Source organism: Ideonella sp. BN130291 (assembly GCF_036231905.1).
Taxonomy (GTDB): Bacteria; Pseudomonadota; Gammaproteobacteria; order Burkholderiales; family Burkholderiaceae_C; genus CAMLIZ01.
Genome location: NZ_JAZARE010000010.1, coordinates 126736 through 147655, shown reverse-complemented (window position 1 = coordinate 147655; position 20920 = coordinate 126736). Strand labels below are relative to the sequence as shown.

The following is a 20920-nucleotide window of genomic DNA, read 5'->3' as shown; positions in this document are numbered from 1 at the left end:
GGAGGGGGCGCAATGATTCTGACATAACCCCCCACTCCCTGCCGGTCGCAGGGCCCCCGCCGACGCTATGGCCGAGATAGCAATCACCGCGCTTGAATTCGACACGGACGCCGCCACGGCATGGGACCGCATCGCCGCCCGCGCCACGGTCTGGCTGGGCGACTCGGCGGTGGCGCCGCGCGACGCGATCGTGCTGGTGCCGCTGGCCCAGCACCTGGCGCTCGCGCGCCGCGCCTTCGGCCGCCAGGGCGGCTGGCTGCCGCGTGTGGAGACCACCCGCACCCTGGCAGCGGCCTTGCCGCCGGGCGCTGCATCGCCGGAAGGCGCGGTGAGCTTCGACATCGCGCAGGACCGGCTGCGTGCCCGCCAGATGCTGCTCGCCCAGGCGTGGGCACGCCAGTGGGCGCAGCGCGATGCCAAGGCCTTCGAGCAGACCGTTGCCCGGCTGGTGGACTGCGCGCATCGCCTGGCGCGCCGGTCGATCGCCGTCGCCCCCGTGCTGCGCCCGGCATGGGAGGCGCAGGCACGTGCGTTGTTGGCCGTTGGTGATGCACCGGGCAACACCGAGCGCCTGCTGGCGCGGCTGGCTTTCGAGTGGGTGAACGCGAGTTCACCCTGGCCGTCGGACACCCTGTTTGCCTTGCGCCCGGCGGCGTGGCTGCAGGTGCGGGCCGGTGGTGCCGACGCCTTGGCGGACGCGGTGCTGCAAGCGGCCGACCCCCCGGTGCCGCGGCTGGTGCTGCAAGCGGATCCCCTGCAGGCCGATCCACTCGCGGCCGCCCCCTTGCGGTCTGACCTGCAACGGGCCGCTTGCGAGGATTTCGAGGACGAATCCGAGCGCACGGCGGCGCACCTGATCGCGCTGTTGCAGCAAGGCTGTCGGCCGCTGGCGCTGATTGCACAGGACCGGCTGCTGGTGCGGCGGGTGGGCGCCTTGCTGGCGCGCCACGATGTGCCGGTGCTGGACGAGACCGGATGGAAGCTGTCCACCACGCGGGCGGCCGCCGGCGTGATGGCGCTGCTGCGTGCGGCATCGCCGGTCGCTTCCACCGACGAACTGCTGGACTGGCTGAAGGCGCTGCCGTCCGGCGTGGAGGGCGCTCCCAGCGCCGGGGCGGTGGATGCGCTCGAGCAGGCGCTGCGCCGATCCGGCTGCGCACGGCGCGACGCCATGGCGGCGTTGGAGCTGCAAGGCGCGGCCGACACCCTGCGCACCTGGGCACATGAGTGCCTTGCGCCGCTGGCGGATGCGGGGCGCCTGGCGCTGGCGCGCTGGACCGAGCTGCTGCGCGAGACGCTGAGCGCCACCGGCCAGTGGGCCGCCTTGCAGGCCGACGTAGCGGGCCAGCAGGTCTTGCGCACCTTGCGCCTGGATGCACCCGACCGCGCCTGGCGCGCGCTGGCCGAAACCCTGCCGCTGCGGCTGCAGGACTTTGTGCAGGCCGTGGACGAGGCGCTGGAGCAGGCGGTGTTCGAACCGCCCGCGCCGGCGCAGGCGCCCGCCGTCGTGATCACGCCCTTGCGGCGTGCGGTGCTGCGGCCGTTTGCGGCGGCCGTGCTGCCTGGCGCTGACGACCGGCGCCTCGGTGTGCCGGCGGCGCCGGACGCACTGCTCGGCGAAGCCCTGTCCGTCGCGCTCGGGCTGCCCTCCACCGAGCAGCGGCAACACGAGGAGGCACTGGCGCTGGCGCATCTGCTGCGCACGCCGCAGGTGCTGTTCCTGCACCGCCATCACGACGAGGGCGAAACCTTGGGCGGCAGCGTGCTGCTGGAGCGCCTGGCGCTGCTGCGCGAGCGCGCCGGCCGGCCCGTGCTGCAGCCCGATGACCCGCGGCGGGTCACATCGCTGGTGCCCACGCCGCAGCCCAGGCCGGCACCCGCGGCCGGCGGCCAGCTGCCGGCCGCGCTGAGCGCCAGCGCGGTGGAGGCCTTGCGCGACTGCCCGTACCGGTTCTTCTCGCGCGCGGTGCTGCGCCTGCAGGAGCGCGACGAGCTGGACGACGAGGCGCAAAAGCGCGACTACGGCACCTGGCTGCACGATGTGCTGCTGCATTTCCACCAGGCCCGACCACAGCCACGCAGCGTGGCCGAGGACATGGCGCAGCTGCGCCGCATCGCGCAGGAGCGCCGAGCCGCCGCCGGCCTGGATGCCGACAGCTTCCTGCCCTTCGAAGCGACCTTCGAACGGTTTGCCGCCCACTATGCCGACTGGCTGCAGCGGCGCGATGCCACCGGGGCCCAATGGCTCGAAGGTGAAAGCGACCGCGAGGCCGCGCCGCCGGAACTGGCAGGCACGCTGCTGCGCGGCCGCATCGACCGCATCGACCGGCTGCCCGGTCCAGGCGGCACTCGCCAGTTGATCGACTACAAGACCGGCCCGCACGACGCCCTGCGCAAGAAGGTGCGCGAGCCGCTGGAGGACACCCAGCTGGCCTTCTACGCCGCGCTGGAGATGCTGGGCAGCGAGCAGGCCGATCCGCAGGCGCTCGAAGCCATGTACCTGGCGCTGGATGACAGCGGCGGCATCCAGGAAGTGCCGCACCCCGAGGTGCCGGTCACCGCCCGCGTGCTGGTGGACAGCCTGGCCGCCGAGTTGCGTCGCGTGCGGGCCGGAGAGCCGCTGCCCGCGCTGGGGGACGGGCCGGTGTGTGAACACTGCGAAGCGCGCGGCCTGTGCCGGCGCGACCACTGGGACGCCGACGCCTCACCGAACGAGACGGAATGAACCACCTGCACGAGCAACCGGCCTACCGCGTGGACGGCCAACCGGTGGGGGCTGCCCGCTTCTACGCCACCGCCTGCGATCCCGCGCGCAGCGTGGTGGTGGAAGCCTGCGCCGGCGCGGGCAAGACCTGGATGCTGGTGTCCCGGATCCTGCGCGCGCTGCTGGACGGTGCCCAGCCGCAGCAGATCCTGGCGATCACCTTCACCCGCAAGGCCGCTGGCGAAATGCGCGAGCGCCTGGCCGACTGGCTGCGTGAGTTCGCCCATGCCGACGACGCGGCCCGGCGCGAAGCGCTGCGCCAGCGTGGGCTGGACGCTGCCGGCGCGGCCGCCCTGAGCGATCGGCTGGCCGGGCTGCATGAGCAGCTGCTGCTGGGCGGCCGCACGGTGGAGATCCGCACCTTCCACGGCTGGTTCTCCCAGCTGCTGCGCGCCGCACCGCTGGAGCTGCTGTCCCAGCTGGGCCTGGCGCCCGGTGTGGAGCTGGTCGAGGACGCCGCCGACCTGGCCCCCGACCTGTTTCGCCGCTTCCATGCCGCGGTGCGGGCCGACGCTGCGCTGAAGGACGACTTCTTCACGCTGGTGCGCGAGCGCGGGCGCTCGCAGCTGCGCAAGTGGCTGGAAGCGGCCTGGGCCCGCCGGGTGGAATTTGAAGCAGCCGATGCGGCCGGCACGCTGGACGACAGCGTGGAGCCCGCGGCCGCGCGCTGGCCCGAGTTCGCCGGCCTGTCGCATCCGGCCGAGCGCCTGCAGGCGCCTGTGGTGCGCGAGCTCATGCTCTGTGTGGCCGCAGCGCTGGGTTCGCAACCCGGCGCCATTGCGCGCAAGCAGGGTGCGGCACTGGAGCAGGCGCTGGCATCGGGCGACCCTCTGCAAGCCCTGCAGGCCGCGCGGGCGGCCCTGCTCACCAAGGACGGCGAGCTGCGCAAGAAGCTCGATGCGCCGGGCTTGGCGGAGGCCGTGGCCTGGCTGGAGGACATCCGCAGGGCGGTGGAGCAGCAGCACGCCCACGTGGAGCACGGCCGCATGGTGCGCCTGGCGCGTGTGCTGCTGGCGCAATACGCGACGCTCAAGCGCCAGCGCGGCCTGGCGGACATGGCCGACCTGGAACATTGCGCGCTGCACCTGCTGCGCGACTCGGCGCTGTCCGGCTGGGTGCAGGAGCGGCTGGACCAGCGTGTGCGCCATGTGCTGATCGACGAGTTCCAGGACACGAGCCCGCTGCAGTGGCGGGCGCTGCACGGCTGGCTGTCGGCCTATGCCGGCGCAGGCGGCGGCGCCAGCGGCCAGCGTCCGCCGTCGGTGTTCATCGTGGGTGATCCCAAGCAGAGCATCTACCGCTTCCGGGGTGCCGAGCCCCGTGTGTTCCTGGCGGCGCGCGCCTTCGTGGCGGAGGCGCTGGGCGGCGCGGTGCTGGAGTGCGACCACACCCGGCGCAATGCAACCGAGGTGCTGCAGGTCATCAACACGGTGTTCATGCGCCTGCAGGCGGCCGGCCACTTCGAGGGCTTTCGCCCGCACACCACCGGCGCGCCGCCCGGTGCGCCGGGCGCGGCGTTGCTGCCCCGGGTGGAGCGGCCGGGGCGGGAAGTGGCCGCGCCGCTGGCGATCAGCGAATGGCGCGACAGCCTGACCATGCCGCGCCATGAGCCGGAGGAGGGCATGCGCCAGCGGGAGGCCGAGCAGGTGGCCCTGGCGGTGAAGGGCCTGTTGGCGCAAGGCGTGGCGGCGGGCGACATCTTTGTGCTGGCGCGCAAGCGCGCGGTGCTGCGCCAGGCGGCGCTGGCGCTGCAGGCCCATGGCATCGCCCATGTGGCGCCGGAGGACAACGCCTTGATGGCCTCGGCCGAAGTGCGCGACCTGGTGGCGGTGCTGGACGTGCTGGCCTCGCCGGCGCATGACCTGTCGCTGGCCCATGCCTTGAAGAGCCCGCTCTTCGGCGCCACCGACGAGCACCTGCTGTGGCTGGCGCAGCGCGCCGAGGGCGGCCGCTGGCTGCCCGCGCTGCGGCGCGCGGTGCACGAGGCACCACCCGCGCTGCAGCGCGCCGCAACGCTGCTGGCACGTTGGGCCGCGCAGATGCAGCGCCTGCCGCCGCACGACCTGCTGGACCGCATCGTGCACGAGGGCGAGCTGATGCCCCGCCTGCTGGCCAGCGTGCCCGCGGCGCGGCGTCAGGCGGCACGCCAGTCGGTGCAGGCCTTGTTGAACCTGGCGCTGCAACTCGACGGCGCGCGTTATGCCAGCGTCTACGGTTTTGTGCGGGCGCTGAAGCGGCGTGCGCTCACGGTGTCCGCCGGCGCGGTGCCCGATGCGGTACAGCTGCTCACCGTGCACGGCGCCAAGGGGCTGGAGGCGCGGGCGGTGCTGCTGATGGACTGCGACGCGCCCGGCACCCGGGCCGACACGGTGACCTTGCTGGTCGACTGGCCGGTGGACCGGGAAGCGCCGGTGCGTTGTGCCTTCGTCGCCAGCGAGGCCCGCTGCGCCCCGACGCTTCAGGCCCTGCTGGCGCGCGAGCAGGCGGCGCGCGAGCGCGAGGAGCTCAATGGCCTGTACGTCGCGCTCACGCGGGCGCGCGAGCAGCTGCTGCTGTCGTCCGTGGCGCCGCACCAGCGCGCCAACGAGGTGTCGTGGTGGGCCCTGCTGTCGCCCTGGCTGCCGCCGTGGCCCTGGCCCCCGACTGCGGCCCCGGTGCACCTCCAGCCGGGTGCCGTCGTCTACCGCGGGCTGCCGGCATGGCAGCCCGATGCACCATCGCGGGCACCGGCTGTGGCCGCCCCCGAGGCCCGCAGCGAGGAGGCGCGGCTGGGCGAGGCCTTGCACCGGGTGCTTGAATGGGCCACGGCCACACCGGGCGCACCGCTGGCCCCGCTGGCGGCCGCTGCGGCGTCGGCCTACGGGTTGGTGGAGCCGGCGCAAGCCCAGTTGCTGCGCCATGCGCGCGCGGTGCTGGACAGCCCGGCGGCCAGGCAGTTTTTCGACCCGGCCGGGCTCGCCTGGGCCGGCAACGAGGTCAGCCTGGCCGATGGCGACGCGGTGGTGCGGCTGGACCGGCTGGTGGCGCTCGCCGATGGTGACATTCGGACCTGGTGGGTGCTGGACTACAAGCTGCAATCCGCGCCCCACACCGTGCCGGCGTACCTGGAGCAGTTGCGGCACTACCGCACGCTGGTGCAGGCGCTGCAGCCGGCCGACAGGGTGCGCGCGGCCTTCATCACCGCGGCTGGCGAGGTGATCGAGCCGTAGCCCGCCTGCTTCGGGGTGGCCGCGCGGGGTAGCGTTAATTACTCCGCCTTTGGCGGCCACTTCGGCCCTTCGCGAGCGTGGCGGGCGCGGTCCAATCGGATCAGTATTGCCACGATCGCACCATGGCCGCCTCTCCGGTCCCACCTTCATCCAAAACGCCTGCCGCAGCAGTACGCCGGCTCGGACGCTTCGAGCTGCTCAAGCTGCTCGGCAAGAGCGTGCGCAGCATGGTGTGGCTGGTCCATGACCCGCGCGCCCAGCAGGAGCTGATCCTCGCGATCCCCCGCAACCAGCCCGCCGATGCCCCCGCGCTGGAGCGCTGGATGCAGGCCGTGCGCAAGGCGGCGCGGCTCAACCACCCGCATCTGGCCCACGTGGTGGAAGTGGGCGAGCAGGATCGTTGGCCTTTCGTGGCCTACGACCGCGCCAACGGCCTCACCTTGGCCGAAAAGCTGTCACCCCAGGGCCTGGCCGCCACCGACGTGGCGCGCTGGATGGCGCAGGCGCTCGACGGGCTGGCCTTTGTCCACGAAGGCGGCATCGTCCACCGCGACGTGCAGCCGCACATGCTGCTGCTCAGCGACCAGGGCAACCTGCGCGTCATGGGCCTGGAGGTGGCGCTCGACCAGGTGGACGGCGGCGACACGCCCACCATCGCACGCAGCCTGTCGGTGGACCCGAACCAGCTGCGCGCGCAGCGCGACGCCGCCCAGCGCGACGTGCTGGCCATCGGCCTGGTGATGCATCACCTGCTGGTCGGTACGCCGGCGCTGGAGGAGGCCGACGTCGGCCGGGTGATGGAACGCCTGCCGCCACTGGGCCCTGAATTCGTGCGCCTGCCCTGGAGCATGGCGCGGCCGGTGCCAGAACCCTTGCGTGCGATCGTCAACCGCAGCACCGACCGCCAGGAGCGCCAACGCTATCGCACAGCGCGCACCTTCGCGCATGCCCTCGCCGGCTGGCTGGACGCGGAAAGCAACCAGGGCGGCGGCCCGCTCGCGCTGCTGCTGGACCGCGTGCGCACCGTGGGTGCATTGCCCGCGCTGCCTGGCGGCACCTTGCGGGCGGCGCGCCTGATGCGCATGGAGCGCGAGCGCACCAACGAACTGGCCGACCTGGTGCTGCGCGACCTCGCGCTGGCGTTCGAGCTGCTGCGCGTGGTGAACACCGCCAAGGTGCGCGGCACCCAGGTGGCCGGCAACGGCCCGGTGCTGACCGTGCGGCGCGCGATCGCGATGATCGGCCTGCAGGGCGTGCAGCGTGCCGCGCAGACCCTGCGCCCCTGGCCGGGGCCGCTGGACGAACAAGGCGCGCGCGACCTGCATGCATTGATCGAGCGCGTCAAGCGCGCCGGCCGGGTGGCGCAGTCTCTGCGGCCGGCGGGCTATGACGCCGAGGTGGTCTACCTCGTCACGCTGATGCAGAGCCTGGGCCGGCTGGTGGTGCAGTACCACTTCCCGGACGAAGCGGCGCAGATCCGGCGCCTGATGCAGCCGGCGCCCTCGGCCAAGCCGGGGGAGCCCGATGAGCCGGGCATGACGGAAGAGACCGCGGCCTTTGCGGTGCTGGGTGCCGACATCGAGACCCTGGGTGCGGCCGTGGCGCGCCAGTGGGGCATGGACGACGAGGTGATGCACATGATCCGCCGCCTGCCCACCGACAAGCCGGTGCGCACGCTGGAAGGTGATGGCGAGGTGCTGCGCGCGGTGGGCAGCCTGGGCAACGAGGTGACCGACGCGATCGGCCTGCCGGCGGCGCAGGTCACACCGGCGCTCACGCGCATCGCGCAGCGTTACGGGCGTGCGCTCAACCTGACCCTGAAGGATCTGCAGGAAGCGGTGCAGGTGGCGGCCCACATGGGCAGCGGCGACGAGCTGGTGACAGAGGAAGAGGCGGCCGTGCCTGACACGCTGCCCATGCCCATGGAGGCACCCGCACCGGATGTGGAAACGCTCACGGGAGACGAGCGATGAACACGGCCACGACGGCATCTTCCAAGGCGGCTCCAGGCCGCCTTGGCCGTTTTGAACTCCGCCGCGTGCTCGGCAAGGGCGCGCAGGCCACCGTGTGGCTGGCCTTCGACCCGCGGCTGGAGCGCGAGGTGGCCGTCAAGCTGCTGCGCATGGACGCCGATTCGGCGGCACTCAGCCAATGGCTGCACGAGGCGCGCGCGGTCAGCCGCATGGCGCATCCGCACATCGTGCCGCTGTTCGAGGCGGACGAGCAGCAGGGCCGCGCCTACCTGGTTTTCGAGTACGTGAAGGGCGCTACGCTGTCGGAGCACCTGCGCAGCAAGGGCAGCCTGCCCGCGCGCGACGCGGTCCAGATGCTGCTGGGCGTGCTGGAGGCGCTGCGCGCCGCGCATGGCATGGGCATCGTGCACCGGGACCTCAAGCCGTCGAACATCCTGGTGGATGCCGACGGCCGCGCCCGCGTGATGGACTTCGGCATCGCCGCGCGCATCACCGACGTGGGCGACGGCGGCATCGTCGGCACGCCCGGCTACATGTCGCCCGAGGCCGCGCGCGGCGGGGCACCGTCGCCGTCGATGGACGTGTTTGCCGCCGGCATGATGCTGGGCGAGATGCTGGCCGGCAAACCGCTGCTGCGCGACAGCGACCCCTACCGCACCATCCAGCGCGTGCAGGACGAGGACGTGGTGCTGCCCGACATGGGATCGCGGGTGGACGACGGCCTGCGGGCGATCGTGATGCGCGCCGTGGCCCGCGACCCGCAGCAGCGCTACCCCAGCGTCGATGCTTTGCACCAGGCGCTGTGCAAGTGGATGGACCCGGACACGATCACGCTGGCCGATCCCGGGGCTGCGGGCAACGGCGGCGGTGCCGGCACGCTGGAGTTCCTGCTGCGGCGCATGCGGCACAAGTCGGACTTTCCGGCCATGTCCGATTCGGTCTCGCGCATCCAGCGCGTGGCCAATTCGGAGAAGGAATCGCTGAGCAACCTGTCCAACGAGATCCTCAAGGACGTGGCGCTCACCAACAAGCTGCTGCGCATGGTGAACACCGCGCACTTCAGCAGCGCGGGGGGCGGCACCATCAGCACGGTGTCGCGGGCAGTGGCGCTGGTGGGCTTTGCGGGCATCCGCAACATGGCGCTGTCGCTGGTGCTGCTGGAGCACATGCAGGACAAGGGCCACGCCAGCCAGCTGAAAGAGGAGTTCCTGCGCGCGCTGATGGCCGGTTCCCTGGCCAACGAACTCTGCCCCACCGCGCGCGACGGCGAAGAGGCGTTCATCGGCTCCATGTTCCAGAACCTGGGGCGGCTGCTCACCGAGTACTACTTTGCCGAAGAAGCGCAGCAGATCCGCCAGCAGCTCAAGCCCGCGCCCGGCCGCACCGAAGCGCCCTCGGAGGACCGGGTGTCCACCAAGGTGCTGGGCATCAGCTTCGAGGAGCTGGGCATCGGCGTCGCCAAGTCCTGGGGCCTGCCGGACAGCCTGCAGAAGACCATGCGCCGGCCGGTGGGCGAGCCGCCGCCGAAGCCGGTGGAGCGCGGCACCGAGCGCCTGCGCTGGATCGGGCATGCCGCCAACGCGGTGGCCGATGCCATGCTGCAGACGCCGCCGGACCAGCTGGCCGACAAGCTGGGGCAGATTGCCGCACGGTATGCCAAGTCGCTGGGCGTGAGCGAGAAGGAGATGCGCGACGCGGCCGACCAGGCCCGTGACAAGCTCACCCAGCTGGCCCAGGCCATGAACATCCAGGTGGCGCCCGCATCGCCCGCGCGGCGCCTCATGTCCATGGTGCAGCCCGAGCTGGCGCCGGACCACGACACCCTGTCGCCGATGGCGCTGCAGGCCACCTTGCCGATGGGTGCCGACAAGACGGCGAATGTCTACGTGCCGGGCCCGGGCGAGGACAAGACCATCGTGCTCGCGCCCCGGCCGGAGAAGGTGGCGGAGCTGCTGGCCGCGGGCATCCAGGACATCACCAACCACATGGTGGCGGACAACTTCAAGCTCAACGAAGTGCTGCGCATGATCCTGGAGACCATGTTCCGCGCGCTGGACTTTCATCGCGTGGTGTTCTGCCTGCGCGACCCCAGGACCGAGATGCTGACCGGCCGCTTCGGGCTGGGGCAGGGCGTTGAAGCGGTGAGCCCGGTGTTCAAGGTGGCGCTGAAACTGCAGGCCGGCACCGGCGCGGACCTGTTCACCGCGGTGTGCCTGAAGGGCGCCGACACGCTCATCGCCGACACCAGCGCAAGCAACATCGCGGCGCGCCTGCCAGCGTGGTACCGCGAGAAGGTGAATGCACCAGCTTTCCTGCTGCTGCCGCTGCTGATGAAAAACGCGCCTTTTGCGCTCATCTACGCCGACAAGGCGCGAGCAGGCGGCATCGAGCTGGGCGAGAAGGAGCTGTCGCTGCTGCGCACCCTGCGCAACCAGGCGGTGATGGCGTTCCGCCAGGCGAGCTGAAAGAGCTCGCCTACAATCGCCGGTGACGGGCCTCCTCGCATGGAAGCGCGGCCAACCGGGTCAGGTGGGGAACCAAGCAGCCCTAACCGTTGCGACCAGTGCCGAGGGTAAGGCTCGTCACCCTTCCTGCCGAACAAATAGGCATGCCGCAACGGCATCCGGGGACTAAACTTTTGTCCCCAGTCCTCGCCAGGAGGGACTTGCGTGGTCACCCCCATCCGTGAACCGAAGTCGCCTCGCCGTCTCGGCGGGCTGGCGCATGCGGCCGCATGGTTGCTGGCCGCTGCAACCGGCCTGGCCAGCGCGGCGGAGCGGCCGGTGATCAAGGCCTGCGGCCACCACGACTACCCGCCCTGGAACTGGCAACGTGGCAACGAGATCGTTGGCGCCTGCGCCGTCATCGCGCAGCGGGCGATCGAGCGCCTGGGCTACCGGGTGGACCTGGGGTTCGTCGGCCCGTGGAAGCGCTGCCAGGCCATGGTGGCCAGCGGCGAGGTGGACGTGAACATCTGCGCGTTCCGCAACCCGGAGCGCGAGGCGTATTCCGTGTTCGCGGAGCCGCGCATGGCCCAGAACCGCATTGCGGTCTTCATGCAGAAGCAACGTGCCGGCAACCAGCGTTTCAATCGGTGGGCGGACCTCGAAGGTGCCCGCACGGGACTGGTGCTGGGCGTGAGCATGGGCCCGGAGTTCGACGACTTCCTGGCCCAGCACACCCACATCGAGCGCGTGGGCACGGTGCGGCAGGCGCTGGGCATGCTGTCGCTGAACCGGGTGGACATCCTGCCCTTCGGTTGGGAGGCCGGGCTGATCGAGATCGCCCGCGCCGGGCTGTCGGACCAGGTGGTGCCGCTGGAGCGGCCGGCGCTGGTGGGCGACCTGTGGCTGTCGGTCTCCCAGAAGTCGCCCCTCGCGTCCCGGGTGCAGGAGATCGGTGCCTACTTCACGCGGCCGGGCTATGCGCAGGAGCTGCAGCAGGCGCTGGACGACTACCACCGCATGGCGCTGGGCGGTGCGGCCAAGGCCCGCTCACGCGAGCCCGGGCCGCCGGCCGAGGCGGCCGTGCGCTGAACGGCCCGCAGGCGCCGCGGTTCAGAGCAGGTCTTCCGGGACAAACTTGTACAGGAGCCAGAGCTTGAAGCGCTGCCATGGGCCGATGTCCGGCTCGTCGAGCAGCACTTCCTCGCCGTCCTTGTCGCGGCCCACCCACTGAACGCCGGAGCCGTCCGGCTTGAGCTGCACCTGGTAGACCCCGTTGAAGTCGTCGGCCCGGTAGACGTCCAGGATCATCTTCGCCAGCTCGGGGCTGCGGATGCCGATGCCGATCTCGGTGTTGGTGTAGGTGGAGCGCGGGTCCAGGTTCATCGAGCCCACCAGCACCAGCCGCCGGTCGATGAAGGCCATCTTCGCGTGCAGGCGCCCGCGCGAGCTGCCCAGCACGCTTTTGAGCGTCGCGTCGCGTGTCAGCCGCGAGGAGCTGATCTCGTACAGCTGAACGCCCATGCCCAGCATCTCGCGCCGGTAGCGCTCATAGCCCAGGTTCACCAGCGGCTCGTCGCTGGTGCCCATGGCATTGGTGACCACACGCACCTTCACGCCGCGATCGCGCACGGCCTTCATGCGCTTCAGGCCTTCCCTGCCCGGGATGAAGTAGGGCGAGAACAGCAGCGTCTCCTCCTTGGCCTCGCCCATGAAGCCCATGAAACGCACGGTCACCGTGTCGGGCTTCTGCCCGGCATCCGCAACGGCGCGCCCCTTGTCCGGCGCGTCGGCATGGGCGCCGGCCTCGGCGATCACGAAGTGGTGTTGGTGCGTGTGCAGTGCCGTGCTGAACGCGGGCGCACCGTAGGAATCCTTGCCTGCGGGCGGCAGGGTGGCCGGGTCGGTGGGCCCGGAGGTCCTGTCCTCGAAGTCGTCCTGCAGCGCCAGGCGTGGCTGCAGGCTGCGCACGATGCTGTGCAGCGGGAACACCTGCTCGCTGTTCCAGTAGCTGTCGAAGAAGACACCGAGCTTGGGCACCAGGGCGCCGGCGATCAGCAGCTCCATGTCCAGGAAGTTGGCATCGCGGCTGCGGAAGAAGTACTCGTCCGCCAGGTTGCGCCCGCCCACGATCGCCATGGCGCCGTCCGCGATGAACAGCTTGTTGTGCATGCGGTGGTTCAGGCGACGGAAATCGGTCGCAAACCCCCAGAAGCGGCCGAGCGACCAGTCGCGGCCGCTCGCGAAGGGGTTGAACAGCCGCACTTCCACGTTGTCGTGCGCGGCCAGGCCCAGCAACAACGGGTCCAGCCCCTGGGTGTAGAGGTCGTCCACCAGCACACGCACGCGCACGCCGCGTGCGGCCGCGTCGCGCAGCTCGCGCAGGATCAGGCGGCCGATGGTGTCGTTGCCGATCAGGTAGGTCTGCAGGTCCAGCGAGCTGCGCGCCTGGCGGATCAGCGTCAGGCGCGCGTCCAGCGCAAAGTTGGACGCCGGCATCGGCCAGAAGCCCGACTTGTCGTCCGGGATGCGGGCATCCGCGGCCACCTGCGACAGCGGTGCAGTGGCTGGCGCCACCAGCGTGTGCGAAGGCGTGCGCTGCACATCGTCGGGCAGCGACGCACAGCCCACCATCGTGGCGAGCAGCAGCGCCAGCAAGAACAGGCGCGTGATCAGGCGCATTGCGCGTCGGTCAGCGCAGTTGCAGGTCGTCGGTGCCGAAGGTGATGCCCAGCGGCTCGATCACCAGCTGCTTGGCGCCGGCTTCCACCGTGCCGGCCACCAGCGCGGCCACGCCCTGGGCCTGCGCCACCTGCACGGTGCGTGCGGCATCCTCGGCCTTCACGAAGAGGGCGAAGCCGGCGCCCATGTTGAGCGTGCTGTAGGCCTCGCGGTCGTCCTGGCGGGCGTGCTGCTGGATGAAGCGCAGCACCGGTGTCACTTCCGGCACGCTGTGGATGCGGTAGGTGAACGCGCCCGGGTGGCGCAGCAGCTTGCGCCAGCCGTGGCCGGTGATGTTGGCGCAGTAGCGCGGCGTGATGCCCGCCTGGTAGAGGGCTTCGGTCACCGGTGAATAGAGCACCGTGGGCGCCAGCAGGGCGTCGCCATACGTCAGGCCGGGCTGCACTTCGGTGAGGTAACCCTGCGGCAGGCGCTCCACCAGCTTGCGCGCCAGGCTCAGGCCGTTGGCGTGGATGCCGCTGGAAGCCAGCAGCACGATGGCGTCGCCGGGGGCCAGTTGGTCGCCCACCGACAGGCGCTCCTTCGGGTTGATCAGGCCGGTGCAAGAAGCAGCGAGGTCGATGCGGCCGGCTTCCACGATGCCCGCCAATGCGGGCGTCTCGCCGCCGCCCCAGGCTACATTGCAGACGTCGCAGGCGCGCTTCCAGCCGGCCACCAGCGCCTGCGCGCGCTGCGCGTCGCCAAACCAGTCGGAGCCGCCCGCGGCCCAGTAGGCCTGTACCACCAGCGGCGTGGCGCCCACGGTGATCAGGTCGTTGATCGCCATCGCGATCGTGTCCTGCGCAATGCCGTCGTAGTAGCTCTTGCCGGTGAGCTGGCTCATCTCGTCGGCCACCAGGGCCTTGGAGCCCAGGCATTCGACGATGGAGGCGATGTAGAACGGCCCCACGTCCACCACGTAGGCCGACTCGCCGCGCGAGGCCGCCACCTCGCTGAAGCCATGGGCCGCAAGATGCGCGCCGGTGGCTGCCGCGGCGCGCTGGGCGGCGACCTTCAGCGGGTCGATCAGGTCGTAGTTGACGCCCGCCTGTTCATAGCTGAGCGTGGCGGGATGGCGGGTGTCGTTCGCGTTCATCCGCGAATTATCCGGCACGACCCGCGCCCGTAGAATCCGCGGATGAGTTACGTCGTCCTTGCCCGCAAGTACCGGCCCCGCAGCTTCGCGCAGATGGTGGGGCAGGAGCATGTGGTGCAGGCGCTGACGAATGCGCTGCAGCAGCAGCGCCTGCACCACGCCTACCTGTTCACCGGCACGCGCGGCATCGGCAAGACCACGGTCTCGCGCATCCTGGCCAAGAGCCTCAACTGCACCGGCGCGGATGGCAGCGGCGGCATCACGCACCAGCCCTGCGGCCAGTGCAGCGCCTGCACCGAGATCGATGCCGACCGCTACATCGACTACATCGAGCTCGATGCCGCCTCCAACCGCGGCATCGACGAGGTGCGCGACCTGCTGGAGCGGGCGGCCTACAAGCCCAGCATCGGCCGCTTCAAGGTCTTCATGATCGACGAGGCGCACCAGCTCACCAAGGAAAGCTTCAACGCGCTGCTGAAGACGCTGGAGGAGCCGCCCGAGTACCTGAAGTTCGTGCTGGCCACCACCGACCCGGACAAGATGCTGCCCACGGTGCTGAGCCGCTGCCTGCAGTTCAACCTGCGGCCGATGCCGCCGGAAGTGGTGCACGACTACCTGCAGACCGTGCTGCAGGCCGAAAACGTGCCGGCCGATGCCGGCTCGCTGCGCCTGCTGTCGCGCGCGGCACGCGGCTCCATGCGCGACGCGCTCTCGCTCACCGACCAGGCCATCGCCTACGGTGGCGGCGAGCTCACCGAGAGCGTGGTGCGCACCATGCTGGGCACGGTGGACCGCAGCCATGCCAGCGGCCTGGTGCGTGCCCTGGCCCAGCGCGATGGCCGGGCCGTGCTGGCGGGTGTGGACGCGCTGCGTGCGCGCGGCTTGTCGGCAGCCGGCACGCTGGAGGAAATGGCGTCCCTGCTGCAGCAGATGGCGATCGAGCAGGCCGTGCCCGGCGCGCTCGATGAGCGCGACCCCGACACGGCCCAGGCACGTGAGCTGGCCGGGTTGCTGCCGCGCGACGAGACCCAGCTGCTCTACAGCATTGTGCTGCACGCTCGCAACGAACTGAGCCTCGCGTCGGACGAATACGGCGCGCTCACCATGGCCTTGCTGCGCCTGCTGGCGTTTCCGGCCGCCGGTGACCGGCCCGCGGCCAGCGTGCCGGCAGCCGCCGTGGCGGCCCCGGTGCCTGCCCCCATGCCTGCTTCTGCACTGCAGGCGACGCGTGAAGCGCGGTCCAGCATGGTGCCGCGGCCGGTGCCACTTGCAGTGCGCGAGCCTGCAGCCGCCCGGCCCGCAGCGCCGGTGTCGGCCCCCGCGGCAACGCCCGCACCCGCGGTGCCGGCGCGCCCGGCTGCCGCGGCAGGCCGGCCCGCCATGGCAAGCGACCGCCAGCAGCCGCCGCCCTGGGTGGACGACATGCCGCCGATGGACGAGGACGGCCCCGTGGCCACGCTGGCGCGGCCGGCGGCGGCAAGCCCCGCGCCAGCGCCGGTGCAAACCAGCGCGGTCGTGGCCCGCGAGCCGGTGGCCGCCGCCTTGCCGGCGCCGGCCGCCCCTCCCGCCGTGGCGGACGTTCAGCGCACCGCCTTGGGCGATCGCTGGGCCGGCGTCACCACCGCGCTGGCCGAGCGTGGCGCCATCACGGCCCTGGTGCGCGAGCTGGCGATGCAGGCCGAGCTGGTGGCCGTGACGCCGCTGGCCGACGGAGAGCTCTGGCAACTGCGCGTGGAGCGCGAATCACTGCGTGCTGCCAGCTTGCGCGACAAGCTGCAGGCCGCACTGGCTGGCGTGCAGCAGCCGGCGCCGCGGCTGGAGCTCGTGGCCGGGGTGGCGCAGGACAGCCCCGCGCGCCGCGACGCCGTGGAGCGCGAGCGCCGCCAGCGTGCGGCCGAAGACACCATCCGCAACGACCCGCTGGTGCGCGAGCTGATGGCCCAATTCAAGACCGCGCGCCTGGTGCCCGGATCGATCAAACCCGTTTGAAAGGACACACCCCATGATGAAAGGCCAACTGGCCGGCCTGATGAAGCAGGCCCAAGCCATGCAGGACAACCTGAAGAAGGCGCAGGAGGAACTGGCCCACATCGAGGTCGAGGGCCAGTCGGGCGCCGGCCTGGTGAAGGTGACCATGACCTGCAAGCACGACGTGAAGCGCGTGGCGATCGACCCCAGCCTGCTGGCCGACGACAAGGACATGCTGGAGGACCTGGTGGCCGCCGCCTTCAACGACGCCATCCGGCGCGCTGAAGAAGTGAGCACCGAAAAGATGGGCAAGCTCACCGCCGGCATGCCGCTGCCGCCGGGGATGAAGTTCCCGTTCTAGTCCGGTGGCCACGCACGGCGCGCTCGAGGCGCTGATCGAGGGGCTGCGCCGCCTGCCTGGCGTGGGGGTGAAGTCGGCCCAGCGCATGGCCTTCCACCTGCTGCAGCATGACCGTGACGGCGCGCTGCAGCTCGCTTCGGCGCTGCAGGCTGCGGTGGCGCAGGTGCGCCATTGCGAGCGCTGCCATACCTTCGCGGAAGCGCCGCTGTGCCGCATCTGCGCCGACCCGCAGCGTGATGCGCGCCAACTGTGCGTGGTGGAGACGCCCGCGGACCAGGCGGCACTGGAGCGCACCGGCAGCTATCGCGGGCTGTATTTCGTGCTGATGGGGCGCCTGAGCCCGCTGGACGGCGTGGGCGCGCGCGAGATTGGCGCGGAGGCGCTGATGCAGCGCGCCGCCGATGAAGCGTTGGAAGAGGTGATCCTGGCGACCAGCTTCACCGCCGAAGGCGAGGCCACTTCCCACGTGCTGGCCGAGGCGCTGCGCTCCCGCGGCCTGAAGGTCACGCGCCTCGCGCGCGGTGTGCCGGCCGGCAGCGAGCTGGAGTATGTGGACCTGAGCACCATCGCGCACGCGCTGGTCGACCGGCGCTGAAGCCGCGCCGCCGGGGCCGCACCGCAGCTCAGTCCTTGGCGACGCGCACGCGGGCCGGTTTGCTCGCAGCCTTGCGTGCGGTGGCGGCCGGCTTGGCGGTGCGCCGGGTGGCCGCATGGCTGCCGTCCACGGCCGCTGCACGGCCCGCCGGCAGGAACAGTGCGATCACCTGGCCGGGCTTGAAGCTCGCGTGCGGGGCCACCTTGTTCCATTGCGCCACCTGCGTGGCGCTCACGCCGTAGCGCTTGGCGACGGCGGCCACCGAGTCGCCCTTCTTGCCGGCCTTGATGCTCACACGGCGCGGCGGCGGTGCGTCGGGCGCGAAGGCGAGGGTGGCGTTGTCGGCCAGATGCTCGGGCACGTCGTCCTTGCGGCGTTCGTTGCGCGGCACCAGCAGGGTGGAACCTGCTTTCACCAGCATGCGCGGGGGAATGCGGTTCACCTCGCGCAACAGATCCTCGCTCACGCCGAGCTGCTTGGCGGCCTCCGCCGGGCGCAGCGTCTTGTTGGCGACCCAGGCGGTCCAGGTGGCCAGCGGCCCGCGGTGCTGGTCGATGTTGCGCACGAAGCTGTTGGCGTTGTCGTAGGGCAGCAGCACCTGCGGCGTGCCGGCGGCCAGGATCACCGGCTTGTTCATCTGCGGGTTGAGCAGCTTGAACTCGTCGGTCGACAAACCGGCCAGGCGGGCGGCCAGGTCCACGTCCATGTCGCGCTCGATCGGCACGCTCAGGAAGTACGGGTGGTTGGCCAGCACCGGCAGGCTGAGGCTGAACGTTTCCGGCCGCAGCACGATGTTCTTCACCGCCTGCAGCTTGGGCACGTAGTTGCGGGTTTCGTCCGGCATGCGCAGGCTGAGGTAGTCGGTGGGCAGGCCGGCGCGCTGGTTGCGGGCAATCGCCTTGCGCACATTGCCCACGCCCCAGTTGTAGGCGGCCAGCGTGAGGTGCCAGTCGTTGAACTCCGCGTTCAGGCGGGTCAGGTAGTCCAGCGCGGCCCGCGTGGAGGCCAGCACATCGCGCCGGTCGTCGCGGAAGATGTTCTGCTTGAGCGAGAAGTCGCGGCCGGTGGCCGGCACGAACTGCCACATGCCGGACGCGTTGGCCACCGAGTTGGCCTGCGGGTTGAACGCGCTCTCGATGAAAGGGAGCAGCGCCAGTTCGCTGGGCAGGCCGCGCTTTTCCACCTCTTCAACGATGTGATAGAGGTAGCGCCCGCCGCGCTCGGTCATGCGCTGCACGTAGTCCGGTCGGGTGGCGTACCACTGCTCGTTCTTGCGCACCAGGTCGGTGTCCAGGTCGGACATGCCGAAACCGCGGCGCACACGGCCCCACAGGTCCAGCTGCGCGCTGCGGTCGTCCAGGTCCACCCGCACTTCCGGGCGCAGGGGGTCGATCGGTGCGGCCACCGCCGGGCCATCGTGCTGGTCGGCTGGGGTCCTTTCAGCAGGCAGCACGGCCACCGGGTCGGTGGCCGGTGCGGATGCGGCATCGGCGGGCGCGGAGGCGGCGGCCTGGGCCGGCAGCGCGGCGTCCTCGCCGCCAGGCGCATCGGCCGGCGTGGCGCAAGCCGCCAGCCACAGCAGGGCGGCCAGCGCAGGCGCGAGCGCCAGGCGCGGGAAACGTCGGTGGGGTGGTGTCATCTGAAATGGTCCTTCCATCGGCGCAACGCCGTGAACACCTCGGGGCCGCTGCGGTCGGCCGCCCCTTGGGCCTGGGCGGCGGCCACCACGGCGGGCGCGTCGCAACGCAGGAACGGATTGATGCGCCGCTCGCGCGCCATGCGCGAGGGCAGGGTGGGTCGGCCTGCCGCACGTTCGGTTTCGCACCACGCGGTATGACGGACGACATCGTCGTTCATCGGTTCCACCGCATGGGCGAAGCGCAGGTTCGACAGCGTGTATTCATGCGCACAACAGACCCGCGTTGCATCGGGTAACGCCGCCAGGCGGGCCAGCGACGCATGCATCTGCCGTGGCGTGCCTTCGAACAGGCGGCCGCAGCCGGCGGAAAACAGCGTGTCGCCGCAGAAGAGGATGGGGTCGTCCGCTTCGGGCGTGTGGAAGTAGGCGATGTGGCCGGCAGTGTGGCCCGGCACATCGATCACGTCGAAACGCAGCCCCAGCAGCTCGGCGGTGTCGCCGTCGCGCAGGCGGATCACGTCCAGCGGCATGGCTTCGTTCGCGGGGCCATAGATCGGGCCCTGGAGCGCGCCTTGCAGCGCTGCCAGGCCGCCGACGTGATCGGCGTGATGGTGCGTCACTAGAATGCCGCTCAACTGCAGGCCTCGCGCCGAGAGCGCAGCCTTCACCGGTTGATCGTCACCCGGGTCGACCACGATGGCGTGTTCTCCATCGTGCAGCATCCAGATGTAGTTGTCGGCGAATGCGGGCAGGGCAATGAGTTGCATCATGTGCGAATGAACGCGTGATTATAGAAAGCCCCTCCCGAGTGTCCGAGTCGTCGTTTTTCACCGAGCTGGCCGCCTGGCTGGACACACCACCCGGCCGCTACATGCTCGATTGGGAGCAGCAGCAGCTCGACCATGCGGTGGTGGACCTGTTCGGCTTTCACGCGTTGCAGCTGGGCCTGCCCCAACTGGACGCGCTGCGCACCAATCGCATGCCGCATCGCTGGCTGGCCGGCGATGGCGAGGGCCTGGACGGCGCAGCGCAGTTGCCGGTGCAGGGGCCACGCGCGATCGCCGTGCATTGCGACTTCGACGCCTTGCCCTTTCCCAGCCACAGCCTGGACCTGGTGGTGTTGCCGCATGCGCTGGAGCTGGCCGGCGACCCGCACCAGACCCTGCGCGAAGTGGAGCGGGTGCTGGTGCCCGAAGGCCGCGTGGTGATCCTGGGCTTCAACCCGGCGAGCCTGTGGGGGCTGCGCCAGCGCCTGGGCCGGCTGCGCCGCCGCCTCGGTGGCAAAGGCGCGCTGTTCCTGCCGCGCACCGGTGACTTCATCGGCTACTGGCGGCTGCGCGACTGGCTGCGCCTGCTGAGCTTCGAGGTCGAGCGCGGGCGCTTCGGCTGCTATCGCCCCGGCGTGCGCACACAGCATTGGCTGGACCGCTTCAGCTGGCTGGAGGGCACCGGCGAGCGCTGGTGGCCGGTGTTCGGTTCCGTGTATTTCCTGGTGGCGGTCAAGCGCGTGCGCGGCATGCGGCTGGTGGGCCTCAAGCGCAAGGAGGCGGTGAAAACCAAGGCCGCGCCTGCGGTGGTAGCCAACCGCCACTCTTCAAAAAGCGATTCATGAGCCAAGACGACAGCACGATCACGATCTACACCGATGGCGCCTGCAAGGGCAACCCCGGCCCCGGCGGCTGGGGCGCCTGGATGCAATGGGGCGGGCACGAAAAGGAGCTGTGGGGCGGCGAAAAGCTCACCACCAACAACCGCATGGAGCTCACCGCCGTGATACAGGCGCTGCTGGCGCTCAAGCGCCGCTGCAAGGTGGTGATCTATACCGACAGCGAATATGTGCGCAACGGCATCACCAGCTGGATCCACGGCTGGAAGAAGCGCGGCTGGAAGACGGCGGACAACAAGCCGGTGAAAAACGCGGAGCTGTGGCAGGAGCTGGAGGCGCAGTCCTTGAAGCACGACGTGGACTGGCGTTGGGTGAAGGGGCATGCGGGGGACCCTGGCAACGAGCGTGCTGACATGTTGGCCAACCGGGGGGTGGATTCGGTTTTGCGCTGATCGCGCGGGATTGGGTTCTTGCGCCTGCGGCGCTGGCTGGGGTTTGCGCTGCTCGCGAGAGCCCGCCGGTCGCGCCCGGCGGGCTGCACGCA

The 20920-nt window shown here is 70.9% G+C and carries 14 protein-coding genes and 1 other RNA gene; 11 read left to right on the top strand and 4 right to left on the bottom strand.

The genetic code is table 11. The features are described 5' to 3' along the window. The first annotated feature begins 67 nt into the window (after positions 1-67). The 6 genes from VPH43_RS20925 to VPH43_RS20900 all read left to right on the top strand — a co-directional run bounded on the left by VPH43_RS20925 (position 68) and on the right by VPH43_RS20900 (position 11482). The gene (locus VPH43_RS20925) at positions 68-2725 is read left to right on the top strand and encodes a PD-(D/E)XK nuclease family protein (RefSeq protein ID WP_328579692.1); all 2658 of its coding nucleotides are present in this window, start codon (positions 68-70) and stop codon (positions 2723-2725) included. Continuing rightward, positions 2722-5973 carry a UvrD-helicase domain-containing protein gene (locus VPH43_RS20920; RefSeq protein ID WP_328579691.1) on the top strand — a complete coding sequence of 1084 codons (3252 nt, stop codon included), beginning with the start codon at positions 2722-2724 and terminating at the stop codon, positions 5971-5973. The genes VPH43_RS20925 and VPH43_RS20920 overlap by 4 nt, the downstream gene beginning before the upstream one ends. Before the next feature lie 122 nt (positions 5974-6095). Then, on the top strand, positions 6096-7946 hold the full coding sequence (locus tag VPH43_RS20915) for a serine/threonine protein kinase (RefSeq protein ID WP_328579690.1): 1851 nt from the start codon (positions 6096-6098) through the stop codon (positions 7944-7946). Further along, positions 7943-10411, top strand: a complete 2469-nt coding sequence (locus VPH43_RS20910; RefSeq protein ID WP_328579689.1) for a protein kinase domain-containing protein — start codon at positions 7943-7945, stop codon at positions 10409-10411. The genes VPH43_RS20915 and VPH43_RS20910 overlap by 4 nt, the downstream gene beginning before the upstream one ends. Positions 10412-10435: 24 nt before the next feature. After that, positions 10436-10533, top strand: an RNA gene (gene ffs, locus VPH43_RS20905) — signal recognition particle sRNA small type. A gap of 82 nt (positions 10534-10615) precedes the next feature. Then, positions 10616-11482 carry a substrate-binding periplasmic protein gene (locus VPH43_RS20900; protein ID WP_328579688.1) on the top strand — a complete coding sequence of 289 codons (867 nt, stop codon included), beginning with the start codon at positions 10616-10618 and terminating at the stop codon, positions 11480-11482. 21 nt (positions 11483-11503) lie between these two features. Here VPH43_RS20900 and VPH43_RS20895 read toward each other — a convergent pair whose 3' ends face one another. Both VPH43_RS20895 and VPH43_RS20890 read right to left on the bottom strand, forming a co-directional pair. Then, positions 11504-13072 carry a phospholipase D family protein gene (locus VPH43_RS20895; RefSeq protein ID WP_328579687.1) on the bottom strand — a complete coding sequence of 523 codons (1569 nt, stop codon included), beginning with the start codon at positions 13070-13072 and terminating at the stop codon, positions 11504-11506. A 10-nt stretch (positions 13073-13082) separates the two neighbouring features. Beyond that, on the bottom strand, positions 13083-14207 hold the full coding sequence (locus VPH43_RS20890; RefSeq protein WP_328579686.1) for an AIR synthase related protein: 1125 nt from the start codon (positions 14205-14207) through the stop codon (positions 13083-13085). Between the two features lie 42 nt (positions 14208-14249). Here VPH43_RS20890 and dnaX point away from each other — a divergent pair, with 42 nt between their 5' ends. The 3 genes from dnaX to recR are packed head-to-tail and all read left to right on the top strand — an operon-like array spanning position 14250 to position 17131. Continuing rightward, positions 14250-16196 carry a DNA polymerase III subunit gamma/tau gene (gene dnaX, locus VPH43_RS20885; RefSeq protein WP_328579685.1) on the top strand — a complete coding sequence of 649 codons (1947 nt, stop codon included), beginning with the start codon at positions 14250-14252 and terminating at the stop codon, positions 16194-16196. A 13-nt stretch (positions 16197-16209) separates the two neighbouring features. Next, positions 16210-16536 (top strand): YbaB/EbfC family nucleoid-associated protein, encoded by a 327-nt coding sequence (locus tag VPH43_RS20880; protein WP_328579684.1) that lies wholly within the window; start codon positions 16210-16212, stop codon positions 16534-16536. Between the two features lie 4 nt (positions 16537-16540). Next, positions 16541-17131, top strand: a complete 591-nt coding sequence (recR, locus tag VPH43_RS20875) for a recombination mediator RecR (RefSeq protein ID WP_328579683.1) — start codon at positions 16541-16543, stop codon at positions 17129-17131. A 28-nt stretch (positions 17132-17159) separates the two neighbouring features. On the opposite strand, the gene VPH43_RS20870 is transcribed toward recR, so the two are convergent. Further along, positions 17160-18770, bottom strand: coding sequence for a transglycosylase SLT domain-containing protein (locus VPH43_RS20870; RefSeq protein WP_328579682.1), 1611 nt, complete (start codon positions 18768-18770; stop codon positions 17160-17162). Further along, entirely contained in the window at positions 18767-19537 is a 771-nt protein-coding gene (gene gloB, locus VPH43_RS20865) for a hydroxyacylglutathione hydrolase (RefSeq protein WP_328579809.1), read from the bottom strand. Before gloB ends, VPH43_RS20870 begins: the two co-directional genes overlap by 4 nt. 68 nt (positions 19538-19605) lie before the next feature. Here gloB and VPH43_RS20860 point away from each other — a divergent pair, with 68 nt between their 5' ends. Both VPH43_RS20860 and rnhA read left to right on the top strand, forming a co-directional pair. Further along, a complete protein-coding gene (locus tag VPH43_RS20860) occupies positions 19606-20382 on the top strand; it encodes a class I SAM-dependent methyltransferase (RefSeq protein ID WP_442909325.1) in 777 nt (258 codons plus the stop codon). After that, on the top strand, positions 20379-20828 hold the full coding sequence (rnhA, locus tag VPH43_RS20855; protein ID WP_328579681.1) for a ribonuclease HI: 450 nt from the start codon (positions 20379-20381) through the stop codon (positions 20826-20828). Before VPH43_RS20860 ends, rnhA begins: the two co-directional genes overlap by 4 nt. Positions 20829-20920 lie beyond the last annotated feature (92 nt).

Coding starts and splice junctions, on each gene's coding strand:
- VPH43_RS20890 (WP_328579686.1), bottom strand. CDS start 14,207: ATGAACGCGAACGACACCCGCCATCCCGCCACGCTCAGCTATGAACAG.
- VPH43_RS20920 (WP_328579691.1), top strand. CDS start 2,722: ATGAACCACCTGCACGAGCAACCGGCCTACCGCGTGGACGGCCAACCG.
- dnaX (WP_328579685.1), top strand. CDS start 14,250: ATGAGTTACGTCGTCCTTGCCCGCAAGTACCGGCCCCGCAGCTTCGCG.
- VPH43_RS20915 (WP_328579690.1), top strand. CDS start 6,096: ATGGCCGCCTCTCCGGTCCCACCTTCATCCAAAACGCCTGCCGCAGCA.
- gloB (WP_328579809.1), bottom strand. CDS start 19,537: ATGCAACTCATTGCCCTGCCCGCATTCGCCGACAACTACATCTGGATG.
- VPH43_RS20925 (WP_328579692.1), top strand. CDS start 68: ATGGCCGAGATAGCAATCACCGCGCTTGAATTCGACACGGACGCCGCC.
- VPH43_RS20895 (WP_328579687.1), bottom strand. CDS start 13,072: ATGCGCCTGATCACGCGCCTGTTCTTGCTGGCGCTGCTGCTCGCCACG.
- rnhA (WP_328579681.1), top strand. CDS start 20,379: ATGAGCCAAGACGACAGCACGATCACGATCTACACCGATGGCGCCTGC.
- VPH43_RS20910 (WP_328579689.1), top strand. CDS start 7,943: ATGAACACGGCCACGACGGCATCTTCCAAGGCGGCTCCAGGCCGCCTT.
- VPH43_RS20870 (WP_328579682.1), bottom strand. CDS start 18,770: ATGACACCACCCCACCGACGTTTCCCGCGCCTGGCGCTCGCGCCTGCG.
- VPH43_RS20880 (WP_328579684.1), top strand. CDS start 16,210: ATGATGAAAGGCCAACTGGCCGGCCTGATGAAGCAGGCCCAAGCCATG.